Raw genomic sequence first — 21,494 nt, 5'->3', positions numbered from 1 at the left:
CGCTGCGTCTGCCGGCGATCTTCACGCGTAGCCGGTCAATGGAAACGCGGCAACGCGATGATTGCACGCGGGTGGGATGCGTTGCCGCCAACATGGGCTCACGCCGTCATTGTCATTTGGATTCGAGTGGCGCCAACTGGTGAGAGATCGGCCGAGGAAACGAGCCGGCAGATCGAGGAGAAAAGGATGCGCGATACGAAAGCCCGGCTGGCCCGGACCGATTTTCCGGCCATCCGGCGCCGTGGCGTGACGACGCTGCAGTTGAATCTGGGTTATCTCTGCAATCTGTCCTGCGTGCATTGTCATGTCGCGGCCGGGCCGAACCGGCGCGAGCTGATGGATCGTGACACCGTCGACACGGCGATCGAGTTCATGACGCGCCACTCGATCGAAACCCTGGATCTGACCGGGGGCTCGCCGGAGATGAACCCGTATTTTCGCGATCTGGTCCGGGCCGCCCGGGCTCGCGGCGTGCACGTGATGGATCGCTGCAATCCCACTATCCTGGGCGAGCCGGGCTATGAATGGGTCGCCGGGTTTCTGGCCGAGCAGGCGGTGGAAGTGGTGGCCTCGTTGCCTTGTTACAGCGAGCAGAACGTCGATGCCCAGCGTGGCCGCCACGTCTTCGAGCGCAGCATTGCCGCGCTGCAACAGCTCAACCGGCTGGGCTACGGACAGCCCGATGGCGAGCTGGCGCTCAATTTGGTTTACAACCCGCTCGGGGCCACGCTGCCGCCGCTGCAGGGGGCGCTCGAGGACGATTACCGTGCCCATCTGCGGGATGAATACGGTATCGAGTTCAATCATTTGTTTACGCTCGCCAACATGCCCATCAAGCGCTTCGGCAGTATGTTGTTGTCGCGCGGCGAGTTCGGCGATTACATGACGCTGCTCAAAAATGCTTATCGCCGCGACAATCTGGCCGCCGTGATGTGTCGCGATCTGATCAGCGTCGACTGGCGTGGCCGGGTGTACGACTGCGATTTCAATCAGATGCTGGACATGCCGCTGGGCGCGGCGGATACGGGCGGGGTGCATCTGGCGGACCTGCTGAATCAGGAGCTGGATGACGCGCCGATCCATGTCGGCGAGCACTGCTACGCCTGTACCGCCGGTCAGGGCAGCAGCTGTGGCGGCGCGTTGAACGGCGCGGCCTGATCGGCCGCGCGCGACGGGCCATCGAGCGGCGCGGCATGCACGGATTCGATCAGCGCAACGCGTGTCATCCCCGCGGTTGCCGGGGTATTCGATGACCGCGCTGCGGGTCAGCATCGCGGTGGCGTTGGTCGCCGCTGTCATCGCCTTCTTTGCGCTGGGCCTGGGGCAGTATCTCGATCTGGCGTATCTGAAAAGCCGGCACGCCGAGCTGGCGGCGGTGGTTGGGGCCCACGAGTTGCTTGCCTCCACGCTGTTCTTTGTCGCCTATGTCGCGATGGCGGCGTTGTCGTTGCCCGGCGCGGCGGTGATGACGCTGGCCGGCGGCGCGTTGTTCGGGGTCGCCCAGGGCGTGCTGCTGGTGTCGTTCGCCTCGTCGATCGGCGCGACGCTGGCGTTTCTGGCCGCGCGCTTCGTGCTGCGCGATTGGGTGCAGCGGCGATACGGGCAGCGGCTGGCCGCGATCGATCGCGGCGTGAACCGGGACGGCGCGTTCTACCTGTTCTCGCTGCGGCTGGTGCCGGTGTTCCCGTTTTTCATCATCAATCTGCTTATGGGGCTCACCGCGCTGCGCGCGACGACGTTCTATTGGGTGAGCCAGCTGGGCATGCTGCCGGGCACGCTGGTTTATGTGTATGCCGGCACCCGGCTCGCGGCCATCCAGCGGCTCGGCGATGTGCTCTCGCCGGGGTTGATCGTGGCGTTCGTGTTGCTGGGGCTGTTCCCGCTGATCGCGCGCTGGGTGGTGGCCTGGCTGCAGCGGCGGCGCCGGGAACGCGCGTTCGCCAAGCCCCGACGTTTCGATCGCAATCTGATTGTGATCGGCGCCGGCTCGGCCGGGCTGGTGACGGCTTATATCGCCGCCACCGTGCGGGCCCGGGTCACGCTGATCGAACGCCATCGCATGGGCGGCGACTGCCTGAATTACGGCTGCGTACCGTCCAAGACGCTGATCCGGTCGGCGCGTGTTGCGGCCCTCATGCGCCGCGGGACGGATTTCGGCGTGCAGGCCGAGCAGGTGCGGGTGGATTTTGCGGCGGTGATGGCACGGGTGCGCGAGGCCATCGCCCGGATCGCGCCGCACGACTCGATCGAACGCTATACGTCGCTTGGCGTGGAGGTGATCGAAGGCGAGGCCCGGCTAACCTCGCCCTGGTCGGTGGCTGTGGACGGCCGCGAACTGACCGCGCGCGGCATCGTGATCGCTACCGGCGCGCGACCGCGTATTCTCGATCTGCCGGGGTTGGATACGGTGGCCTATCTGACCTCCGACACGGTCTGGAATCTGACCGAACTGCCGGCGCGGCTGGTGGTGCTCGGCGGCGGGCCGATCGCCTGCGAGCTGGGCCAAGCGTTTGCCCGCTTCGGCAGCCGGGTCACGATCGTCCAGCGCGCCGCGCAGCTGCTGACGCGCGAGGATACCGACGTCAGCGAACGCGCGCGTTCGGCGCTGGGGGCCGATGGCGTTGATGTCTGCACCGGGCATGTCGCCCGGGCCGTGACCGAGCGCGACGGCGAGTCGGTGCTGCTGTGCGAGCATGATGGCCGCGAAACGGCGTATGCGTTTGATCGTCTTCTGATCGCCGTGGGCCGCACGCCCAATACCGAAGGTCTGGGGCTGGAAGCCCTGGGCATCGAGACCGGGCGTGCGCTCGCGGTCAACGAATTTCTGCAGACCGGTCATCCCAGCATCCTCGCCTGCGGCGACGTCGCCGGGCCGTTCCGATTCACCCACGCGGCCGCGCATCAGGCCTGGCATGCGGCGGTCAACGCGCTATTCGGGGGCGTCCGGCGCTTCAAGGTCGACTACTCGGTGATCCCCGAAGTCACCTATACCGAGCCCGAGATCGCCCGGGTCGGCTTGAACGAGACCCGCGCTGCGCGCGATGGCATCGCCTATGAGGTCACCCACTACGATCTCGACGGGCTGGACCGCATGATCATCGACGGCGCCTCGAGCGGTTTCATCAAGGTGCTCACCCGGCCCGGGCGGGACGTGATTCTCGGCGTCACGATCGTGGGCGACGAGGCCGGCGAGTTGATCGGCGAATTCGTCACGGCCATGCGCCACGGGCTCGGCCTCAACAAGATCCTCGGCACCATCCATGCCTATCCGACCCGGCTCGAAGCCAACAAATACGTGGCGGGCGAGTGGAAGCGCGCCCACGCGCCGGCCTGGATTCTGGCTTGGCTGGGGCGCTGGCATACCTGGCGGCGGCATGACCGCCGGAGAAGCTGATGACTCCGGCAGCCCCGCTGTCCATTATCGTGCCCGTCTATCGCGAGGCCGCGATCATCGCGGCCGCACTGCAGGCGCTGGCGCCGTTGCGGCGTCGGGGCGCTGAAGTGATCGTGGTCGATGGTGGCAGCGACGACGACACGGTGGCTCAGGCTCGGCCGCACGCCGACCAAGTGCTAGTGGCCGAACGCGGCCGCGCGGCCCAGATGAATGCCGGCGCTCGCGCGGCGCGGGGCCGTACCCTGCTGTTTCTGCATGCCGATACCGAATTGCCGGCGGGCGCCGACGTCGCGATCGAGCGCGCTCTAGCGGACAGCGGCCGCGACTGGGGGCGTTTCGATGTTCGCATTGAGGGCCGCGCTGCCGCACTGCCGTTGATCGCAGCACTCATGAACCGGCGTTCCCGGCTGACCGGCATTGCCACCGGCGATCAGGCGCTGTTCGTGACCCGTGCGGCCTTCGCGCGGGTCGGCGGTTTTCCCGAGCAGGCGCTGATGGAAGATATCGCGATCTGTATCCGGCTCAAGCGGCTGTCGCGGCCAGTCTGCCTGCGCGCCCGTGTCGTAACCTCCGGGCGTCGCTGGACCGGGCAAGGGGTCGCCCGAACCGTCGTGCTCATGTGGGCCCTGCGGGCGGCCTATGCCTGCGGTGTATCGCCGGCACGGTTGGCGCAGTGGTATCGCCATGTCCGGGCCTGACGAAGACCATCAATTCGCCGGGCGCGCCGCGCTGCATATCGCGGTGTTCGCCAAGCCGCTGGTGTCCGGCCGCGTGAAAACCCGGCTGATTCCGGCGGTTGGCGCCGACGGTGCGGTTGCGATCCAGCGGATTCTGCTGCAGCGGACGCTCGCGGCGGCTTGTGAAGTCGCCGGATCGGAGGTCTCGCTCTGGGTGGCGGGCGATCCGGCGCATCCCACGCTGGCAGCTTATCGCCAGACGTTCCCGATCACGCTTCGCGCCCAGCAGGGCGACGATCTGGGCGCCCGCATGCGTGCGGCGATGGCCAACCTGTGGGGCGCCGGGCGACGTGTCCTGCTGATCGGCAGCGATTGTCCGCTGCTCGGCGCGGCCGAACTCCGGGCAGCCGCGCAGGTATTGAATGCCCCGGAGACCGACGTGGTATTCACGCCGGTGGCGGATGGCGGCTATGTGCTCGTGGGCCTCGGGCCGGCGGCTGCGCGTCATCTGCCGTCGCGGATACTCGATGCGCTGTTCGTCGACATCGCCTGGAGTACCGAACGGGTGATGGCCCAGACCCGGGCCCGGCTCGATGCGGCGGGCCTGAGCTGGCAGGAGCAGCCGATGCTGTGGGATATCGATCGCCCGGAAGACCTGATCCGGGCCCGAGCGCAAGGGCTGCTCGACCCCGCGCCGGGCTGAGCGATAGCGACGGCCCGAAGTCGCCAGTTGGGGCGCCGGCTAACTCGTCGATTCGGGGCTTGGGGTGCCGCATCGGATGGGGTCTTTGAGGATGCGCTTGCCGACTGCAGTGCGACGTTTGCGGTTTCGGGCGTTGTTGCGCTCAGACGGCGGTATAGCCCCCGTCGATAGAAAACACCGCGCCGGTGACGAAGCTCGATGCATCGGAGGCGAGATACACGGCGAGACCCTCCAGTTCCTCCGGCTCGCCCGCGCGACCCATGGGCGTCATGTTCATCCAGCGGTCGATCATCGGCCCGCCTTCGTCGAAGAACGGCCGTGTGATTTCGGTTTTCATATAGCCCGGCGCGATGGCGTTGACGCGTACGCCGCGATCCGCCCATTCCACGGCCAGGCTCTTGGTGAGCATGATCACACCGGCCTTGGCAGCGTTATACGCCGACTGGGGCTGGGGGACGTTGGCGATCAGTCCCGACATGGACGCTGTATTGACGATCGAGCCGGCGCGTCGGTCCAGCATGTGCCGGCCGATCTCGCGCGACAGCAGATACACCGCGTTGAGATCGATATCCACAACCCGCTTCCAGGCGTCGTAGTCGTCGGACTCCGACGGCGCGTGATGGGCGACGCCCGCATTGTTGAACAGGATGTCGATCTGGCCGTGATCGGCGATCACCCGGGCCGCGATATCGACCACCGCGGCCTCGTCGGTCAGGTCGACCGCGTAAGAGCGAGCTCGGCCGTCGTAGCGGGCCGACAGGCGTTCGGCGGCGGCCGCGGCCTTGTCGGCATCAATATCGACGATGGCCAGACGGGCCCCGGCGGACAGCAGCGCCTCGCCCATGGCATAGCCCAACCCTTGGGCCGCGCCCGTGACCACGGCGACGCGATCGTCAAGACGGAACTGATCGAAGATATTCATGACGTGTGCCGGTTCAGTCGCGGCCGTCGACCAGCGGATGCCGGCCGGGCAGCTTGAAGCGGTTCTTGCGCAGTTCGATCAGCTTGGCGACCTCGGCATCGCTGAATTCGTGCGCACCGCCGTACTGCGAGGCGAGATAGACCACTTTCGCATAGTAATCAAGCGCTTCCATTTTGAAGTGGGCGTTGTCGAGATCGGCGCCGTAGGACAGTGCGCCATGGTTTTCCAGCAGTAGCGCGTCGTGCGTTTGAAGGTAATCGGTGATGGAGTTCGGCAGATCCATGGTGGAGGGTGTGCCGTAGGGCGCGATCGGCACCTCGCCAAGCAGAATGGTCGACTCGGGCATGATCTGCTGGGTCAGCGGCTTGCCGCAGATCGCGTGCACGGTGGCGTAAAGCGGGTGGGCATGCACGACCGCATTCACGTCCGGCCGGTGCTGGTAGACATGCAGATGCATGCGGATTTCGGACGAGGGTTTGCGGCCGTTGTCGCCGATCGGGTCGCCGTTATAGTCGATCAGGCAGATCATGTCCGGGGTCATGAACCCCTTGGAGACGCCGGTCGGCGAGCAGAGCAGGCGCTCGTCGTCCAGCTTCACGGAGATGTTGCCGTCGTTGGCCGCGCCCATCTCGCGCTGATACAGCCGTTGGCCGATCGCACAGATATGTTCGCGCAAGGCTTGTTCGGTGGTGGATGCCGTCATGGAAGAGTCCGTATGGAGCCGGCGGCGCCGGTTTTGATTCCTTGGCTTAATATAATGAAATCGCCCAAATAACAACATAAAAACAGGTAATACTTTTGTTCATGTTGTTATATGACGATGCGCGGCGTAGCTTCGGAAATCATCGGATCGTCTTGTGTTTCCATGTCGCACATCAAGCATTCGACCGAGACCACGGCATCCGCGCCGACGCATTGTCTGGCGTTCGATTTCGGTGCCGGCAGTGGTCGTGCCATGCTCGGCCGGCTCGATGCGGATGGCCTGGCGCTCGAGGAAGTGCATCGCTTCGAGACCGCGACCGTGGTCGATGATGGCCAGCTGTGCTGGGATCTCGATGCCTTGCAGCGCGAGCTGGAAGCCGGTTTGCGCGCGGCGCAGGCGCGGGGGCCGCTGGATGCCATCGGTATCGATTCCTGGGGCGTGGATTTTGGTTTGCTCGATGCCGAGGGCCAGGTGCTCGCGCCGCCGCTGCATTATCGCAACGGACACGGCAGCCGGGGCGTGGCGCGTGGCGTTCTATCGCTGGAGGCGATGCATCGCCGCACTGGCGCGCAGCCGCTGGAATTGAACACCGTCTTCCAGCTCATCGAGCTGGCCGCCCGCCGCCCGGAGCGGCTCGCCGCGGCCGACCGGCTGTTGCTCATGGCGGATTTGCTGGCGGCCCATCTGACCGGTCGACCCGGCCATGAATACACGCTGGCCACGACCAGCGGGCTGTTCGATACGGTGCGCGGCGACTGGCATTACGAGCTTATCGACGAGCTTGGCCTGCCCCGACGTTTGTTCCGGCCGGTTCTGGCGCCGGGCGAGGTCTGGGGCACGCTACGGCCGGCGCTGCGCGGTGGCGACGGGCGCGCCACGCCGGTCGTAGCGGTGGGCGCCCACGATACCGCCAGCGCGGTCGCCGGGCTCGATCTCGCGCCGGACGAAGCGTTTCTCATTCTCGGGTCGTGGTCGTTGCTGGGCGTGGAGACGAGCACGCCGACGCGCGATACGCACACGCTCGTGCATCGCTTCGGCAACGAAGGCGGTGTCTGTGGCACTCATCGCCTGATTACCAATATCAACGGTCTGTATCTCATCCAGACGCTGCGCGATGCCTGGCGTCGCCGTCATGGCGAATGCCCGACGTTTTCAGAGATCACGGCCGCAGCGCAGGCGGCGCGATCGACCGGGTTGCCGGCGTCGGTGCGTATCGATCCGACCGATCATCGTTTTTTCGCACCCGAGGACATGATGGCGGCGATCGACGATTTCCTGAACGAGCACGGCGGGCCACGCCCGGCCGCTCTGGGCGAGTATGCGCTGGCCGTCTATCGCGGGTTGGCCGACCAGATCGCGGCCGGCGTGACCACGCTGGAGCAGGTATTCGGGCGCCGGATTGAGGCGATCCATGTCAGCGGCGGCGGCAGCCAGGACGGGATTCTTTGTGAATGTATCAGCGAGGCCGCTGGTAAGCCGTTGCGCCATGGCGTGGTCGAGGCCTCCGCCTACGGCAACGTGCTGATGCAGCTGATTGGTCTGGGCGCCATCCCCGATTTGCGGGCGGCGCGTGCCTTGCTGGGCGGTTCGCGTCTACGCCAGAAAGCCTGATCGATGACGCTGGTTATACTGGGCAAGGGCGGTGCTTTGGCCCGCGCCTCGTTTGTTGCTGACGTGTGGGGATGATGCTGCCCGCGGAACGAAAACAGAAAACCCTCGATGTGCTGTTGGCCGACGGCAAGGTCGGCGTGGCCGATCTCGCCGAGCGCTTTCAGGTCACGCGCGAGACGATCCGTCGCGATCTCGAAAAGCTCGAGGCCGAGGGCGTGCTCGAGCGGACCCACGGCGGGGCGATCGCCATCGTCAAGCGCAGCCAGGATCTGCCCTATCTCACCCGCGAAGCGTTCAATCGCGCGGCCAAGCAGCAGATCGCGCACAAGGCGGCACAGCTCATCGCGGACGGCGATGCGGTCATGCTCGATTCCAGCTCCACCGTCTGCGAAATGCTGGGCGCGCTCGAAGAACGTGGCGATCTGCAGTTGATCAGCAACTCGCTGCGACTGGCTGCGGTCGGTGCTGAAAGCCCGCATGCCCTGATTACCGTGGGCGGCGAGCTGCGCAAGAAATCGCTGTCGTTCGTGGGCGGCCTGGCCGAGGAATCGTTGGCGCGTTTCAATGTGGATTGGGCGCTGATCGGCTGCAAGGCGCTGCACCCCGAGGCCGGCGTGCTCGAATCTAATCTCGGTGAGGCCCAGATCAAGCGGGTGATGATGGCGCACGCGCGACGCAAGGCGCTGTTGATCGACCACACCAAATTCGATCGCAACGCGCTGGTCCAGATCTGTGGGTTATCCGAGGTCGACGTCGTGGTGACCGACGAAGCGCCGAGCGCCGCCTGGATCGAACGCTTGGCCGAACTCGATATCCGGCTGATTTACTAAACACTATCGGCGCGCGCCACCGACTCTGGGCGAGTCATGCCCCGGATTCGTAGAGGCCGGGCGCGCACGAACCGTCACCACGCCTCCAGCGTGCCGCGGGGCCGGTCCAGCCCGCGCGACCGTGAGACGCGTGGGCGGTGTCGAGCCCGACTGCCCGTCTCCCGTCTTGATTCCCGGCACCGTTGCGGGGTAGCCGTCGTCGTCGCGCCTCGTGGCCGCGGTTCGGCTGCCCGGGAAAGCGTTTGACAGGTGTAAAACGATCGTTTTACATATCGTCATGGATATCGATACACGACTTCTCGAAACCGCCGAACGGCTGTTTGATCACGAGGGCTTCAATGCCACGGGCATGGGGCGCCTGGTGCGCGAATCCGGACTGTCGAGTCGTACCGTTTATAAACACGTCACCGGCAAGAACGCGTTGATGGCGAAGGTGCTGACTGAGCGACAGCGGCGATTCTTCGCTCAACTCGAGACGCAAAACACGCGCGCGTTGTTCGCCTCGTTGCGACGTTGGACCGAACGGGAAGGCGCGCGCGGCTGCCTGTTCTTTCGCGTTCGCGCCGAAACCGGCGGCCAGACGCCGGAAATCGAGGCCGTGGTCGGCGCTTATCACGAACGACTGTATGCGCTCATCATGGATCTCGTGGCACGCGAAACCGGTGCGGCCGATGAGGTATTGGCCGACCAGATCCTGGCGTTGTTCGAAGGGGCTACCGCGGCGGCGACCTATCGTGGCACCACGGTTATCGAGGCCGCGGCGGCCTGTGCCGAGCAACTGCTTGCGAGGGCCGCACGATGACGCCGGCCGTACGTATCGGCGCAACGGGTTTTGGCCTGATCGCCGTCTGTTATGGCTTTGCACGCTTTGCTTTCGGGCTGTTTCTGCCGCAGATCCGGCAGGATCTGGCGATCTCGCCAGCGCTGGCCGGCGTGATTTCGGGCGGGGCTTTTCTGGCCTACTGCGTGGCGATTGTCGTGTCGGCCCGGTTGTCGGAGCGGATCGGCTCTCGGGCCGTGGCCGTCGGTGCTGCCGCGGTGGCCGCAGCGGGCATGCTGGGCATTGCCGCGTCGCCCTCGGCGCTGTGCCTGGCGATGTTCGTTGTGCTGGCAGGGACGAGCACGGGCCTGGCCTCACCGCCCATGGCGCTTGCCGTGGCCGAGGCGGTGGCCGAGACGCGCCGGAACGCAACCAATACCGTGATCAACGCCGGCACGAGCGCCGGGGTGGCCTTATCCGGCCCGGTTGCGCTGGCGATGGGACAGGCCTGGCGCACGGTGTTTCTGCTATTCGCGGCGAGCGCGCTGGTGCTGGCCCTGGCGGCGTTCGTTTCGCTGCCCGGCAAAGCGGCCAAGCCGCCAGGGGCACAGCGAGTCGGCGGGCGGGTGACGTGGGACCCGAATCTGTTGCGGCTGGTCGGCGCGTCGTTTCTGATGGGCGCGTCGAGTACGGCGATCTGGTCTTTCGGCGGCGAGATCGCGGCGATGCGTTTGGACTGGGCGACGCGAGGCGCCGGCCTGCTGTGGATCGCGATCGGCGCTGCCGGGGCGTTCGGTGCCGGCGCCGGCTGGCTGATCGCGCGCCTCGGTATCAACGTCGTGCACTGGCTATTTTTGCTCGTATTGGCGGCGAGTCTCGCCAGCGTCGGGCTGTCGTTTACGACCCCTGTGTTGACGCTGGCCGGCGGCGCTCTATTCGGCGCGGCCTATGTGATGCTGAGCGGCGTCTATCTTGTGTGGGGGACGTCGGCGCTCCCGCAGCGGCCGGCGACGGGGCTGATGATCGGCTTTCTGACCATTGCCATCGGCCAGACGGCGGGTGCGCCCTTGTTCGGTTTTCTGTTGGGCCGCTCCTCGCTCGAGGTCACGGTGCTGGTATTTGCCGGCCTCGGCCTGGCCGCTGGCGGCTTCTGGTTCGGGCGGCGTGATATCGCCGACGATAAAGATAAGCCTGTAGTTCGAGTACAGGGCGGTGGGCGTGCTTCTTGTAGCTAACGTGCGCCGAGCGCCTCAGCCGGCCGCCGTCGCGCGCCGCTGCTGCAGCCGTAGCATGATGTTCTGCATCAGCACGGCCGCGATCAGGATCAGCCCGATCAGGCCGGACTGATACACCGCGTTGAGATTGTTGAAGCTCAGCCCGTAGTTGACCAGCGCGATCACCAGCGTGGCGAGCGCGGTGCCGAGCACCGAGCCCTTGCCACCGAAGATGGACGAACCCCCCAGGACCACGATCGCGATGCTGATGAGGTTGTCGACTTCGCCGGCGTCCGGGCGGGCCGTGGTCAGACGCGAGGCACTGATTGCGCCGGCCAGTGCCGCCAGCACGCCGGCGATCACGAACGTTGCGATCTGGACGCGGCCGATACGGATGCCGGTCAGCCGGGCGGCCAGCGCGTTGGTGCCGGTGAGATGGACCAGCCGGCCGAAGCGGGTCCGCCATTGCACGATCGCCAGCACGATCAACAGCGGCAGATAGATGGCGATGATCTGCAAAGGAATGGTGAAGATCGTGCCCTGGCCGAGGACATAGAAGCCGTCCGGAAAACCGCTGACGTCGATGCCGTTGGTGATGACCAGCGCCAGGCCGTTGAAGGCGAACATGGTGGCCAGCGTGACGATGATCGCCGGCACGCGTAGCCAGACGGTCGCCAGCCCGTTGATCAGCCCACAGACAAGGCCGACACACAGCCCGAGCGCGACCGCGACCGGCCAGGGCACACCGGCCACCATGGCCAGCCCCATCGTCACTTGGGCCAGGGCGAAGATCGCGCCGACCGACAGATCGATGCCGCCGGCATTGATCACGAAGGTCTGGCCAAGGGCGATGATGCCGATCTCGACCGCCAGCACGCCCATGGCGAACAGATTATCCACGCTCCAGATGCCCGGCGCGCCGATGGTGACGCCGATTAGCGTGATGGCGCTGATGACGATGAGTACCGGCGCCCGGCCAGTCCAGTCGATGCGATTCATGAGCCCCTCAATCGGCCGCGCGTCGCACGGTGGCCGAGCCCACCGAGACGAGAATGATCACGCCGAGCACCACGCCCGACCAGAATGGCTGGATATGCAGCAGCACCACGCCGTTCTGTACCAGCCCGACGAGAATCGCGCCGAGCAGGGTGCCAAGCAGCGAGCCCCGCCCGCCGGTAAGCTCGGTGCCGCCGAGCACGACGGCCGCGATTACGGTCAGTTCGAAACCGGTGCCGGTGGTGGTCTGTACCATAGGGCTGTGGCCCAGGCTCATCAGCGCGGCCACGCCGACCAGCACGCCGGTAAGCGTATAGGCCGCGAGCTTGATGCGTTCCACCGGAATACCGTTGAGCCGCGCGGCATTCTCGTTGTTGCCGATGGCAAAGATATGCCGGCCGCGCGGCAGGCGTGCCAGAAACACCATGCACAGCGCGATCAGCACCAGTGCGATCCATACGGCGATTGGAATGCCGAGCGGCTGGGTGAGCACCATCGCCTGGGTCACTGACGGCGGGATCATGGTGATCCAGTGGTTGCCGAGAAAGATGAAGGCGGCGGCGCGATACACGCTCAGCGTGCCGAGCGTGGCGATCACCGGCGGCACGCGGCCGTAGGTGATCAGCGCCCCGTTGACGAAGCCCAGGATCGCCCCGGCGACGAGAAAAACCGGGGTGGCGGCAGCCAGCCCGACGCCGTGCTCGAACGCCGTACCGCCGGCCACCGCGACCAGCCCCAGCATGGAGCCCACCGACACATCGATGCCGCCAGTGAGGATGATCACGGTCATGCCGATGGCGGGCACCAGCGTGATCGCCGTGTTGATCATCAGGTTGGTGAGGTTCGAGTCGTTCCAGAAATTGCCGTGCGAGCCGATCGAGATGCCGGCGGTGATCACGATCACGCCGATGATCAGCAGCAGTTCGCGCGCCGAAATATTGATCCAGCTCGGCCAGCGCGAGCCGGTGGAAGCAGTCGAGGCCATCAGGCGTTCTCCTCGGCGGTTTGGGCCCGCCTGCCATCGGCGGAAGAGCTGGAGCCGATGGCCGCGGCCAGCACGGTCTCGGCCGAGAACGGGCCGTGTTCGAAGGTGTCGGCGATATGGCCCTCGCGCATGACGATGATGCGATCGGACACGGCCAGGACTTCATCCAGGTCGGACGAGATCACGCCCACCGCCATGCCCCGATCGGCCAGATGGCGTACGAAGCGATGGATCTCTTCCTTGGCGCCGATGTCGATGCCGCGGGTGGGCTCGTCGAGAATCAGGGCCTTGAGCGGCAGGTTCGCCCAGCGTGAGAACAAGCCCTTTTGCTGGTTGCCGCCCGACAGCGCGCCGATCGGCGTGTCGGCATCGGGCGCCTTGATGTTGTAGCGCTTCATCAGATCGGTGGTGAAGCGACGCATGCCGGCCAGATCGAGCAGATCGAAGGCTTTCGAAAAGCCGGGTAGGGCGTTCGAGGTCAGGTTCTGTTCCAGCGACTTGTCGAGGAACACGCCCTGGAACTGGCGATCTTCCGGCAGATAGCCGAGGCCGAGCTGGATCGCCTGGGCCGGATGGCGCGGCCGGATGGTTTCGCCATCGAGCTTGATCGTACCGGCGCTCGGCTGCGTATGGCCGTAGATCGCCAGCGCCGTCTCCGACCGGCCGGAGCCGACCAGGCCGTACAGCCCGGTGACGCAACCGGCCGGCAATTGCCAGCTGATGTCCTCGCAATAGCCGTCGACGGTCAGATGCTCGACTTCGAGCATCGGCGGGCGCTCGGTGCCGGCCTCCGCGGGCGGGATGTCGCGATCGCGGGCGCTGCCGTGGCCTCCGGTCATCAGCGATAGCATCTGCTCGGTGGAGATCTCGTCGATCGGATAGGTGCCGCGGCGCTGGCCGTTGGTCAGCACCGTCACCTCGTCGGCGATCTGGTGGATCTCTTCCATGCGATGGGTGATGTAGACGATCGCCGTGCCGGCCTCGCGCAGCTCGCCGATGATCTGGAACAGGCGCGCGGTTTCCTCGCGCGAGAGGATGGACGTCGGCTCGTCGAAGATCAGCAGGCGGGTATCGCGCAGCAGCGCCTGGGTGATCAACACGAGCTGTTGATAGCCGATCGACAGGCTGGACATGCGCCGCGCGAGAATCGACGGTTCCAGCCGCAGACGTTCGAGCAGCGGCGTGGCGGCGGCGATCATGGCCCGTTTGTCGAGCATGCCGGCGGTGCCGCGCAGCTCCTGACCCATGAACAGGTTTTCCAGCACGGTCATGTGCGGATAAACCGTGGGCTCCTGATAGACCGCGGCGATGCCGAGCTCCTGGGCCCGCCGCGGGGTGTCGATCACCACGGTGGCCTCGTCCACGCGGATCTCGCCGGTGGTGGGCATGATGGCGCCGGTCAGGATCTTGATCAGCGTGGACTTGCCGGCGCCGTTCTCGCCCAGCAGCGCATGCACGCGGCCCGACTCGAAGCGGATATCGATGTTGTCCAGCGCGCGTACGCCGCCGAAGCGCTTGCCCACGCCGCGCAGTTCGAAGCTCGCCATCTTGGTCCTCGTGGAGGCGGCAGGAGCCGGCCGACGCTCGGTACGCCGGCCGGCGGTGAGGTCAACGGATCAGAAATCCAGCTGGATGTTCGACTTGTCGATCACCATCGGCGGACCAAGCAGCAGGGTCTTGGTCTTCGCATCGTATTTGATCTTGTGATCCAGTCCCGGGACTTCGTTGACCGGCTTGAACTGCTTGCCGTCCAGGATCTGCTTCACGCCCCAGCCCGTGAGGTAACCCAGATCCACCGGATTCCACAGCACCACCTTGTTCACCGTGCCGTTCATCACGTACGGCCGGATAGTATTCGGGTCGGTGATGCCGGTGACCACGATCTGGCCTTTCTTGCCCGAGGTCAGTACGGCCTGGGCGGCGCCGGGCACGGCGGTCGTGTTGATGCCGACGATGCCGTCGAGATCGGGATAGGCCGAGATCAGCTGGTTGGTGATGTTGGTCGCCTTGGTGACGTCTTCACCGCCGTACTGCACGTCGACCAGTTTGATGTTCGGATACTTGTCCTTGAGGCGTTGCTTCATGAACTTGATCCACGTATTCAGGTTGGTTGCAGTGGACCCACCCGATACGAACGCGATCTTGCCCTTGGCCGCGCCCTTGCTCGCCTTGAGTTCTTCGGCCAGCACGTCGATCACCTTGTAGCCGAGCGCTTTGTCGTTGACCTGCGAGACCCGCAGCTGGTTGCCTTTGGCTTCCACCTGGGAGTCGGTCGAATAGAACACGATGTGCTTGGCGCGTGCCTTCTTCACCATGGGGCCGAAAGCCGTCGGGCTGTTGGCCGCCACGCCGATGGCGTCCACGCCCTGGTTGATCAGGCTCGACACGATGTTGACCTGCTGGGCCACATCGGCCGAGCTTGGGCCCTGATAAATCACCTTAAGGTCGAACTGTTTGCCGGCCTTGTCCATGCCCTTCTTCATGGCTGCGAAGTAAGGGATGCCGACCAGCTTGGGTACGAAAGCCACGGTGTATTGTTTGGCCCACACCGGGGCGCTCAGCGTCAGGGCCAGGGCGGTGCCGCCCAGCACGGCCCAACGCTTGCAGGATGCGAAACGCGACATGCCAGATTCTCCTCCGAGACCGGCGAATGACCGATCTTTTTTTGTGTGGGTTTTTCGATGCGGTTGACTTATCGACGTCAGAATGGACGCAGCCCACCTTGCCCTCGATACAGCGTGGAAGCGCTGCGTCTACGGGCCGAGAATCCTTTAAATAACACGCCGAGGAAATAAGGCGATAGTATGATGACGGTCGCGCGATAGAAAAAAAGTATCAGGCGCGACCTGTTTTTTATTGCGAACGTGTGGCTTGTATTTTTGCTTTTTTCGTTATCGTGCCGCGGTCGATGTTCACGGCGCGATGGGCTTGCCGGCCCAGTCGAACAGCTGGCCGGTATCCTCGATCCGCAATTGAGCGATCACGCCCAGCAGGTGGCTAGCGGCCTGATCCGGGGTTTGCAGTTGGCCTTCGGGCAACCGTTTCTGAAACGGCGCCGACAGTCCGGTGTCGACCGTGCCGGGATGCAGGCCGACGCAGATCACTTGCTTTGCTCGGCGCGACAGTTCGATCGCTGCCGTGCGCGTGAATTGGTTCTGGGCGGCCTTCGACGCACGGTAGCCGTACCAGCCGCCGTAGCCGTTGTCTGAAATCGAGCCGACGCGTGCCGAAATACTAGCGATCACGGCGCGATCGCCGTGGGTCATCAGATCATGGAAATGCTTGATCATGAGCACCGGTCCGATGGCGTTGACCGAGAAACTGGTTGCCAGATGCCCCGGGTTTAGATCGGAGAGCTTCTTTTCCGGCCAAAGATCGCGTGCGTCGTCGTGCAGCAGGCCCGCGCAAGTGATCATCAAATCGAGTCGGCCGTGGCGTTCGCCGACACTCGCCCGGGCGGTGGCGATGCTCGATTCGTCGGTGATATCGAGCGCGACCAGTTCGAGGCGGTCGGTGCCGTATTCGTCACGCAGCCCGACCAGCGCCTCGCTGGCCTCGGGGTCGCGTGCGGTTGCGGTGACGCGAGTGGTGGCGTCCGTGAGTACGCGACGCGCCAGCGCTAGGCCCAGGCCGCGCCCGGCGCCCTGAATGAGAATATGCTTGTCGGTCATCGCAATGATCCACGAGAGTCGATGACTTCAGCATACGAGCGTCGCCCGCCACTCGATGCCGACCGGGCCTACTGAATCAGCCAGCTCAGGATCGCGATGCCCGGAATGCCGGCGATGGCCGCGGCGAAGATCCGGCCCCGGAACAGCGCGCGCAAGCCGGAGAGCAGCAGTGCCAGGCCGACGAGCAGCACGATCAGCGACGTGAGCGTCGGCGAGATGCCAAGCGCCTGGCCGAGCCCATGGTAGAAGCTGGAGAACGCGCTACCGATATGGGTCAGCACCCAGGCGAGCCCGTCCACCACGAGCCGCAGCAGTCGGCCGATCTGTTCGCCGAGCCAATGGAACGGGGTGTTGTCGTTCATCGCGTAGTGCCGGCCGCTAATGCGAGCAGTCTACACGGCCCGCGCTGCGAGCCGCTGTGTTCGGTCTATTGCCCGCCGGCGTTCGTTTTGTTGTCGGTCGGGATCTGCTCGGCGCGCGTCTTGATCGGTTTTTGCTGCGCGCGCTTGTCGGTGGTGCCCTTGCCCGTGATGTCGATATCCACTTCCACCATCATGCCCGGCGCGAGCTTGGGCTTGGGTCCCTGATCGATCGCGATGCGTACCGGGATGCGCTGGGTAATCTTGGTGAAGTTGCCGGACGGGTTGGGATCGGGCAGTAGCGCGAACTGGTTCGTGGCGGCGTCGCCAATAACCTGGACATGCCCCTTGTAGGTCGTGTCCGGTCGCGCATCGACCGAGATATTTACCGGCTGGCCAACGGCTAGATCGCTGATCTCGGTTTCCTTGATATTGGCTTCGATCCAGACATCGTTCGGATCGTGCATCATCAGGATCGGTTGGCCAGCCGACACATACTCGTTCTGCTCGATGAAGGTTTTGTCGACGACGCCGTGAATCGGACTTTTCACGGTGAGGTCGTCGAGGGTGTTCTGCTGGTGTGCACGCCGGGCTTTGGCCTGCTTGAGCTGGGTCTGCAGGACATTCGGATTGCTGATCTGGCCGCCGGCGAGCAGGCCTGTTCGGGCGTTGGCTACCGCGACCTGATCCTGCTGTACCTGGCTCTGCGCCTTCTTGTAGTCGGCCTGCGCCGATTGATAGTCGTAGCGATAAATATCGCGCTGTTTCTCGGTGCCACCCTTGGCTTCGTAAAGATTCTGGGCGCGGACATAGTTATCGTGCGCTTTTCCCATGCGCGACCTGGCGGCATGCATGGCCGCGGTATCGGCGGCCAGCATGGCTTTTGCCGACTTCACGCCGCCCGCGATCTGCTGATTGGCCAACTGCAGCTGGGCCTTGATGTTGGCGATCTCGGCATTGATCTGCTCCAGCTTGAGCTGGTCCGGCTTGCGGTAGAGCTGGGCAATCCGGTCGCCCTGGGCTAGCTTGTCGCCTTCGATCAGGTCGAAGCCGGTCACGCGGCCGGACAGACGCGACGACACGGTGATTTCGTGCGAAGCGACTCGTGCGTCGTTCTCACTGACGTGCGTAAAACGGTGATAAAGCCAGAACGCCAGCCATACCACGATCACCACCGCGGCGATCACGATCGCGGCGATTTTGAGCTGACGCTTGCGTGGCGAGCCGGAGTTTTTGTTTCCGCGAGCGGTGTTGTTGTCGTTTGTGTCGGCCATAAGGTGCTTGAATCGTGTCGAAAACGGTTATTGGGCCTCGGCGGCCCTGCGGGCGGCGGCCCGTTGTTGTCCCCAGCGGGACAGCAGATACGACGGTACGATGACCGCCGCGAGCGCGACGGCGACCATGAGAAAGCCGTCCTGATAGGCATAAATGGTGGCCCAGGTCGCGTCCACCCGGGATAACAGGTCACTCGCCGCGGCCTGGCGATAAACGTCCGAGGTGCCGGTGCGCTGGGCGATCTCGCCGTACTGGCGCATGGCTTCCATCGCCATCGGATTGCCCGGCGTCAGCCCCTGGTGGGTGAGCTGAGCGCTGTGCAGGGCCGTACGCCGGTCGATCATCGCCACCAGCGCGACCGTGCCGAAGGCGCCGCCCAGCTGCAGGGCGAAGTTGATCGCGCCCGACCCGTAGCTGATCAGGCGCGGCGGCAACGAGCCGATCGAGCGCGACAGAGTCGGCGGCGGCACCGTTGCCATGCCGGTCGCGACCAGAGCCATCGACAGGCTCAGATAGAAGTACGAACTGTTCCAGTCGGCCTGGGCGAAACGCCAGGTCGCATACGCGGTGACGGCCAGCGCCGGCACGGTGATCCAGTGCGTCGGAATCCGGTCGCTGAACTTCCCGACCAGCGGGACCAGCACGGCCAGCACGAAGGTCGAGGGCACGAACAACTCGCCCGAAGTGATCGGGCTATAGCTCAGGATGGCATCCATGAACTGCGGCAGCAGATACATCACGCCATAGAACGCGCCGCCGAACAGAAAGAGGACGATCGAACCGGCCAGGAATTCACGCGTCTTGAATATATCGAGATCGAGGATCGGCCGTTCCTGGCGTGGTTCCCACCAGATAAAGAAGCCCGTGCCCACGATTGCAATGGCCTCGAGCCAGTGGATCGTGGCGTCGCCCCAACCCCAGCGCTGGCCATTGGCGATCGCCGCCAGCGCCGAAAAAATGGCGATGAACAGAACGACGGCGCCGATCCAGTCGAGCTTGGGTTTGCGCCCGGTTTCCTCGCGATCGGGCAGGAATATCAGCCCCATGAGGATGGCCGCCGCGCATACCGGCAGCACAATGAAGAATACGTAGCGCCAGTTGAAATGATCTACCAGATAGCCGCCCACAACGCTGGCCAGGGTCAGCGGCAGCCCTAGACTCATGCCGTAGATGGCCGTGGCCAGGCCGCGCTTTTCCGGCGGGTATACAGCGAACAGCGCTTCCAGCGCGACCGGGCGGATCACGCCGGTCATGGCGCCCTGAACCACGCGCGCGGCGATGATCATACCCATGCCGGTAGCCCAGCCGCCCATGAACGAGGCCGCGATGAAGACCAGTAAGAGCCCGACGTAGGTCTTGCGCTGGCCGAACGCGGACATCAGCCACGGCGAGATCAGCAGCGTGACCGTGGTCGCAGCCAGAAATCCGGTCGACAACCACTGTACCTGCGAGGCGCTCATGCCGAACGCCCCCTTGATATAAGGGGTCGCGACATTGACGATCGTGATTGACATGCCAAGCGCAACGAGCCCCAACAACACCGTGATGGTGACGTACAGACGGTACTTGGGCCCGTAGCGCTCGAACATGGCCTCGACCTGGGTCATGGCACTCCGAGCGGAAAACGGTGGCAGAAAAGATTGTGTAGTATACAGAAAAGGAGCGCGATGCGCGCTCGGGGCCTGTTGAGGTTTCGTACGAGTCCGCTTGTCCCTTCGGATTGGGGCGCAAATCCTTCCCCTGCGGCGTTGCGAGTCTTGATCGTGACGAGCCACGGTGCGGCGACTCGCGCCTTGCAGAGCGCGATTTGCGGTCTTCAACGCGGCGCGCGCACGAAACCTCCACACGCCATAGGTCAAACGCGTCAAAAGGGTGGGATGTGAGTCGAATACGCAGAGTGCTGGGTGGCGCGGCGGCCGGCGTTTGGCTGGCGGCACTGGCGGGATGTACACACGAGCCCGCCAGTCACGGGCCGGGCGCGGCGCAGTTCGTCAGCGCTGAATATGGCGTGGCAATGGTCTATCCGGCATCGCTGGACGCCGCCCACGGCTTCCAGAGCGGTTATTTACTGTCGTCGCGCTGGAATCCGGATGCGGCACAGGCCGTCCCGGGCAGGGGGCTACTGACGTTGATGCTGCCGCGGTCGAACAAGCTCACTACGGGCGAGTTCAGGCTAGGTGTGAGCGACGATCGTCGGGCAGTCCAACATTGTGCGCTGCCGAGCGACAGGCAGACGGGCGCGACGTCGACCGTCGTCATCGACGGCGTGACCTTTACGCGACGGGATAGCGAGGATGCCGGCATGAATCACTTCATGCTGCGGCATGCCTATCGCGGCGTTGCGCATGGGCACTGTTATGCAATCGATCTGATCGTCGATGGCACCAATCCGGGCGTCTATCCCGGCAATCCGACGCCGCCGATGACGAAGAAGGCGGCCTTCAAGCGGCTGACCGCACTACTCGACGGCCTGACCTTCTCCGGCAACTCAACGTAGAAGACCGCCAACGGCGCGGCGGTCTTCTCGCTCAGACGTGGCCGTTCATCAGTCGCCGTCGGGCTTATGCTTTTCCGCGCTTTTATGGATGCTCTGGCCCGCATCCTGCACGTCTTTTCCGAAGCCGGCCATCGTATTGCAGCCGGCCAAACCGACCGATGCGGCAAGAATCAGCAGCAAGCCCAACGTAATCTTTTTCATGACATACCCTTGCGAAGCCATGGTTATTCTCATGCCACCACGGCTGATGGCGGCAACTTATCGACGTATTGTACCCCCCAAAACCAATGAACAGAGGCTGACCGGGGGTGGGCGTTCAGACCGATGCCCGCGGCGGCAGTGCGCGGTCGTGCAATACCCGGCGTAGCACGAAGCTCGAATGGACGCCGGACACGCCGGGGATTCGCGTGATGTGCTGGAGCAGCAGGCGCTGGTAATCGTCCATGTCGACCGCCGAAATGCGTAACAGATATTCAGCTTCCTGGCCGGTAATGAGCAGGCATTCCTGTACTTCCGGCAGTTCTGCGACGCGCGATTCGAATTCGGCGAAGCGTTCCGGCGTGTGCTGGTCCATGCGAATCATCAGAACCACGTTGAGGCCGTAGCCCAGCTTACGGTCGTCGACCGTGGCGCGATAACCGGTGATCAAGCCGGCGGCCTCGAGCGCGCGGACCCGGCGCAGGCACGGCGACGGCGAGAGATTCACCCGTTCGGCGAGCGCCTGGTTACTGATCCGTCCCTCCGTCTGCAGGATCTCGAGGATCTGGCGATCGAATCGGTCGAGAAATTCGCTGTTGCGAGTGTCGGCCATGGCTATGCAATTTTGTTCTAGAAATGCATCGTTTGAAGCAATAATTTAGCGCAGTCGTTCGCTGATGCGCCATGGTTGGCAATCAT

The 21,494-nt window shown here is 64.6% G+C and carries 21 protein-coding genes; 9 read left to right on the top strand and 12 right to left on the bottom strand.

The annotated features are described in order from the left end of the window. The first annotated feature begins 186 nt into the window (after positions 1–186). The 4 genes from arsS (at position 187) to C41B8_RS03825 (ending at position 4,774) form a co-directional block, all read left to right on the top strand. Positions 187–1,158 carry an arsenosugar biosynthesis radical SAM (seleno)protein ArsS gene (gene arsS / locus C41B8_RS03840; RefSeq protein WP_037334283.1) on the top strand — a complete coding sequence of 324 codons (972 nt, stop codon included), beginning with the start codon at positions 187–189 and terminating at the stop codon, positions 1,156–1,158. A gap of 91 nt (positions 1,159–1,249) precedes the next feature. After that, positions 1,250–3,394 (top strand): FAD-dependent oxidoreductase, encoded by a 2,145-nt coding sequence (locus tag C41B8_RS03835; protein WP_037334542.1) that lies wholly within the window; start codon positions 1,250–1,252, stop codon positions 3,392–3,394. Beyond that, entirely contained in the window at positions 3,394–4,092 is a 699-nt protein-coding gene (locus tag C41B8_RS03830; protein WP_037334281.1) for a TIGR04283 family arsenosugar biosynthesis glycosyltransferase, read from the top strand. The genes C41B8_RS03835 and C41B8_RS03830 overlap by 1 nt, the downstream gene beginning before the upstream one ends. After that, entirely contained in the window at positions 4,079–4,774 is a 696-nt protein-coding gene (locus tag C41B8_RS03825; RefSeq protein WP_051882982.1) for a TIGR04282 family arsenosugar biosynthesis glycosyltransferase, read from the top strand. The genes C41B8_RS03830 and C41B8_RS03825 overlap by 14 nt, the downstream gene beginning before the upstream one ends. 142 nt (positions 4,775–4,916) lie before the next feature. Here the strand turns inward: C41B8_RS03825 and C41B8_RS03820 are convergent, their stop codons facing one another. Beyond that, complete coding sequence (locus tag C41B8_RS03820) at positions 4,917–5,696, bottom strand: SDR family oxidoreductase (protein WP_037334278.1); 780 nt, start codon at positions 5,694–5,696, stop codon at positions 4,917–4,919. Between the two features lie 13 nt (positions 5,697–5,709). After that, on the bottom strand, positions 5,710–6,399 hold the full coding sequence (locus C41B8_RS03815) for a class II aldolase/adducin family protein (protein WP_037334275.1): 690 nt from the start codon (positions 6,397–6,399) through the stop codon (positions 5,710–5,712). 162 nt (positions 6,400–6,561) lie between these two features. On the opposite strand from C41B8_RS03815, the gene C41B8_RS03810 reads away from it, so the two are divergent. From C41B8_RS03810 to C41B8_RS03795, 4 genes are all read left to right on the top strand, one after another. Beyond that, positions 6,562–8,010: a rhamnulokinase gene (locus C41B8_RS03810; RefSeq protein WP_051882981.1), complete on the top strand. Its 1,449-nt coding sequence runs from the start codon at positions 6,562–6,564 to the stop codon at positions 8,008–8,010. A gap of 71 nt (positions 8,011–8,081) precedes the next feature. Beyond that, complete coding sequence (locus C41B8_RS03805; RefSeq protein ID WP_051882979.1) at positions 8,082–8,840, top strand: DeoR/GlpR family DNA-binding transcription regulator; 759 nt, start codon at positions 8,082–8,084, stop codon at positions 8,838–8,840. Between the two features lie 277 nt (positions 8,841–9,117). After that, positions 9,118–9,642 carry a TetR/AcrR family transcriptional regulator gene (locus tag C41B8_RS03800; RefSeq protein ID WP_037334272.1) on the top strand — a complete coding sequence of 175 codons (525 nt, stop codon included), beginning with the start codon at positions 9,118–9,120 and terminating at the stop codon, positions 9,640–9,642. Beyond that, positions 9,639–10,835: an MFS transporter gene (locus tag C41B8_RS03795; RefSeq protein ID WP_051882977.1), complete on the top strand. Its 1,197-nt coding sequence runs from the start codon at positions 9,639–9,641 to the stop codon at positions 10,833–10,835. The genes C41B8_RS03800 and C41B8_RS03795 overlap by 4 nt, the downstream gene beginning before the upstream one ends. A gap of 15 nt (positions 10,836–10,850) precedes the next feature. Here C41B8_RS03795 and C41B8_RS03790 read toward each other — a convergent pair whose 3' ends face one another. The 8 genes from C41B8_RS03790 to C41B8_RS03755 form a co-directional block, all read right to left on the bottom strand. After that, a complete protein-coding gene (locus C41B8_RS03790) occupies positions 10,851–11,813 on the bottom strand; it encodes an ABC transporter permease (protein WP_037334270.1) in 963 nt (320 codons plus the stop codon). Positions 11,814–11,820: 7 nt separating this feature from the next. Next, a complete protein-coding gene (locus tag C41B8_RS03785; RefSeq protein WP_051882975.1) occupies positions 11,821–12,795 on the bottom strand; it encodes an ABC transporter permease in 975 nt (324 codons plus the stop codon). After that, positions 12,795–14,342, bottom strand: a complete 1,548-nt coding sequence (locus C41B8_RS03780) for a sugar ABC transporter ATP-binding protein (RefSeq protein ID WP_051882972.1) — start codon at positions 14,340–14,342, stop codon at positions 12,795–12,797. Before C41B8_RS03780 ends, C41B8_RS03785 begins: the two co-directional genes overlap by 1 nt. Before the next feature lie 69 nt (positions 14,343–14,411). Beyond that, complete coding sequence (locus C41B8_RS03775) at positions 14,412–15,419, bottom strand: autoinducer 2 ABC transporter substrate-binding protein (protein ID WP_037334265.1); 1,008 nt, start codon at positions 15,417–15,419, stop codon at positions 14,412–14,414. Positions 15,420–15,707: 288 nt separating this feature from the next. Beyond that, complete coding sequence (locus tag C41B8_RS03770) at positions 15,708–16,466, bottom strand: SDR family oxidoreductase (RefSeq protein ID WP_037334262.1); 759 nt, start codon at positions 16,464–16,466, stop codon at positions 15,708–15,710. Between the two features lie 68 nt (positions 16,467–16,534). Continuing rightward, on the bottom strand, positions 16,535–16,828 hold the full coding sequence (locus C41B8_RS03765) for a hypothetical protein (protein WP_037334259.1): 294 nt from the start codon (positions 16,826–16,828) through the stop codon (positions 16,535–16,537). Between the two features lie 65 nt (positions 16,829–16,893). Then, positions 16,894–18,099, bottom strand: a complete 1,206-nt coding sequence (locus C41B8_RS03760) for an HlyD family secretion protein (RefSeq protein WP_084188450.1) — start codon at positions 18,097–18,099, stop codon at positions 16,894–16,896. A 27-nt stretch (positions 18,100–18,126) separates the two neighbouring features. Beyond that, positions 18,127–19,707, bottom strand: a complete 1,581-nt coding sequence (locus tag C41B8_RS03755) for a DHA2 family efflux MFS transporter permease subunit (RefSeq protein ID WP_037334256.1) — start codon at positions 19,705–19,707, stop codon at positions 18,127–18,129. Between the two features lie 272 nt (positions 19,708–19,979). Here C41B8_RS03755 and C41B8_RS03750 point away from each other — a divergent pair, with 272 nt between their 5' ends. Further along, positions 19,980–20,597 carry a hypothetical protein gene (locus C41B8_RS03750; RefSeq protein ID WP_156962398.1) on the top strand — a complete coding sequence of 206 codons (618 nt, stop codon included), beginning with the start codon at positions 19,980–19,982 and terminating at the stop codon, positions 20,595–20,597. Between the two features lie 48 nt (positions 20,598–20,645). On the opposite strand, the gene C41B8_RS19970 is transcribed toward C41B8_RS03750, so the two are convergent. Both C41B8_RS19970 and C41B8_RS03745 read right to left on the bottom strand, forming a co-directional pair. Beyond that, entirely contained in the window at positions 20,646–20,798 is a 153-nt protein-coding gene (locus C41B8_RS19970) for an entericidin A/B family lipoprotein (RefSeq protein WP_084188448.1), read from the bottom strand. 115 nt (positions 20,799–20,913) lie between these two features. Continuing rightward, positions 20,914–21,408 (bottom strand): Lrp/AsnC family transcriptional regulator, encoded by a 495-nt coding sequence (locus C41B8_RS03745; protein WP_037334251.1) that lies wholly within the window; start codon positions 21,406–21,408, stop codon positions 20,914–20,916. Positions 21,409–21,494 lie beyond the last annotated feature (86 nt).

The organism is Salinisphaera hydrothermalis C41B8, assembly GCF_000732535.1.
Lineage (GTDB): Bacteria > Pseudomonadota > Gammaproteobacteria > Nevskiales > Salinisphaeraceae > Salinisphaera > Salinisphaera hydrothermalis.
The sequence above is the reverse complement of the archived record's forward strand: the minus strand, read 5'-3'. Positions and strand labels throughout refer to the sequence as shown.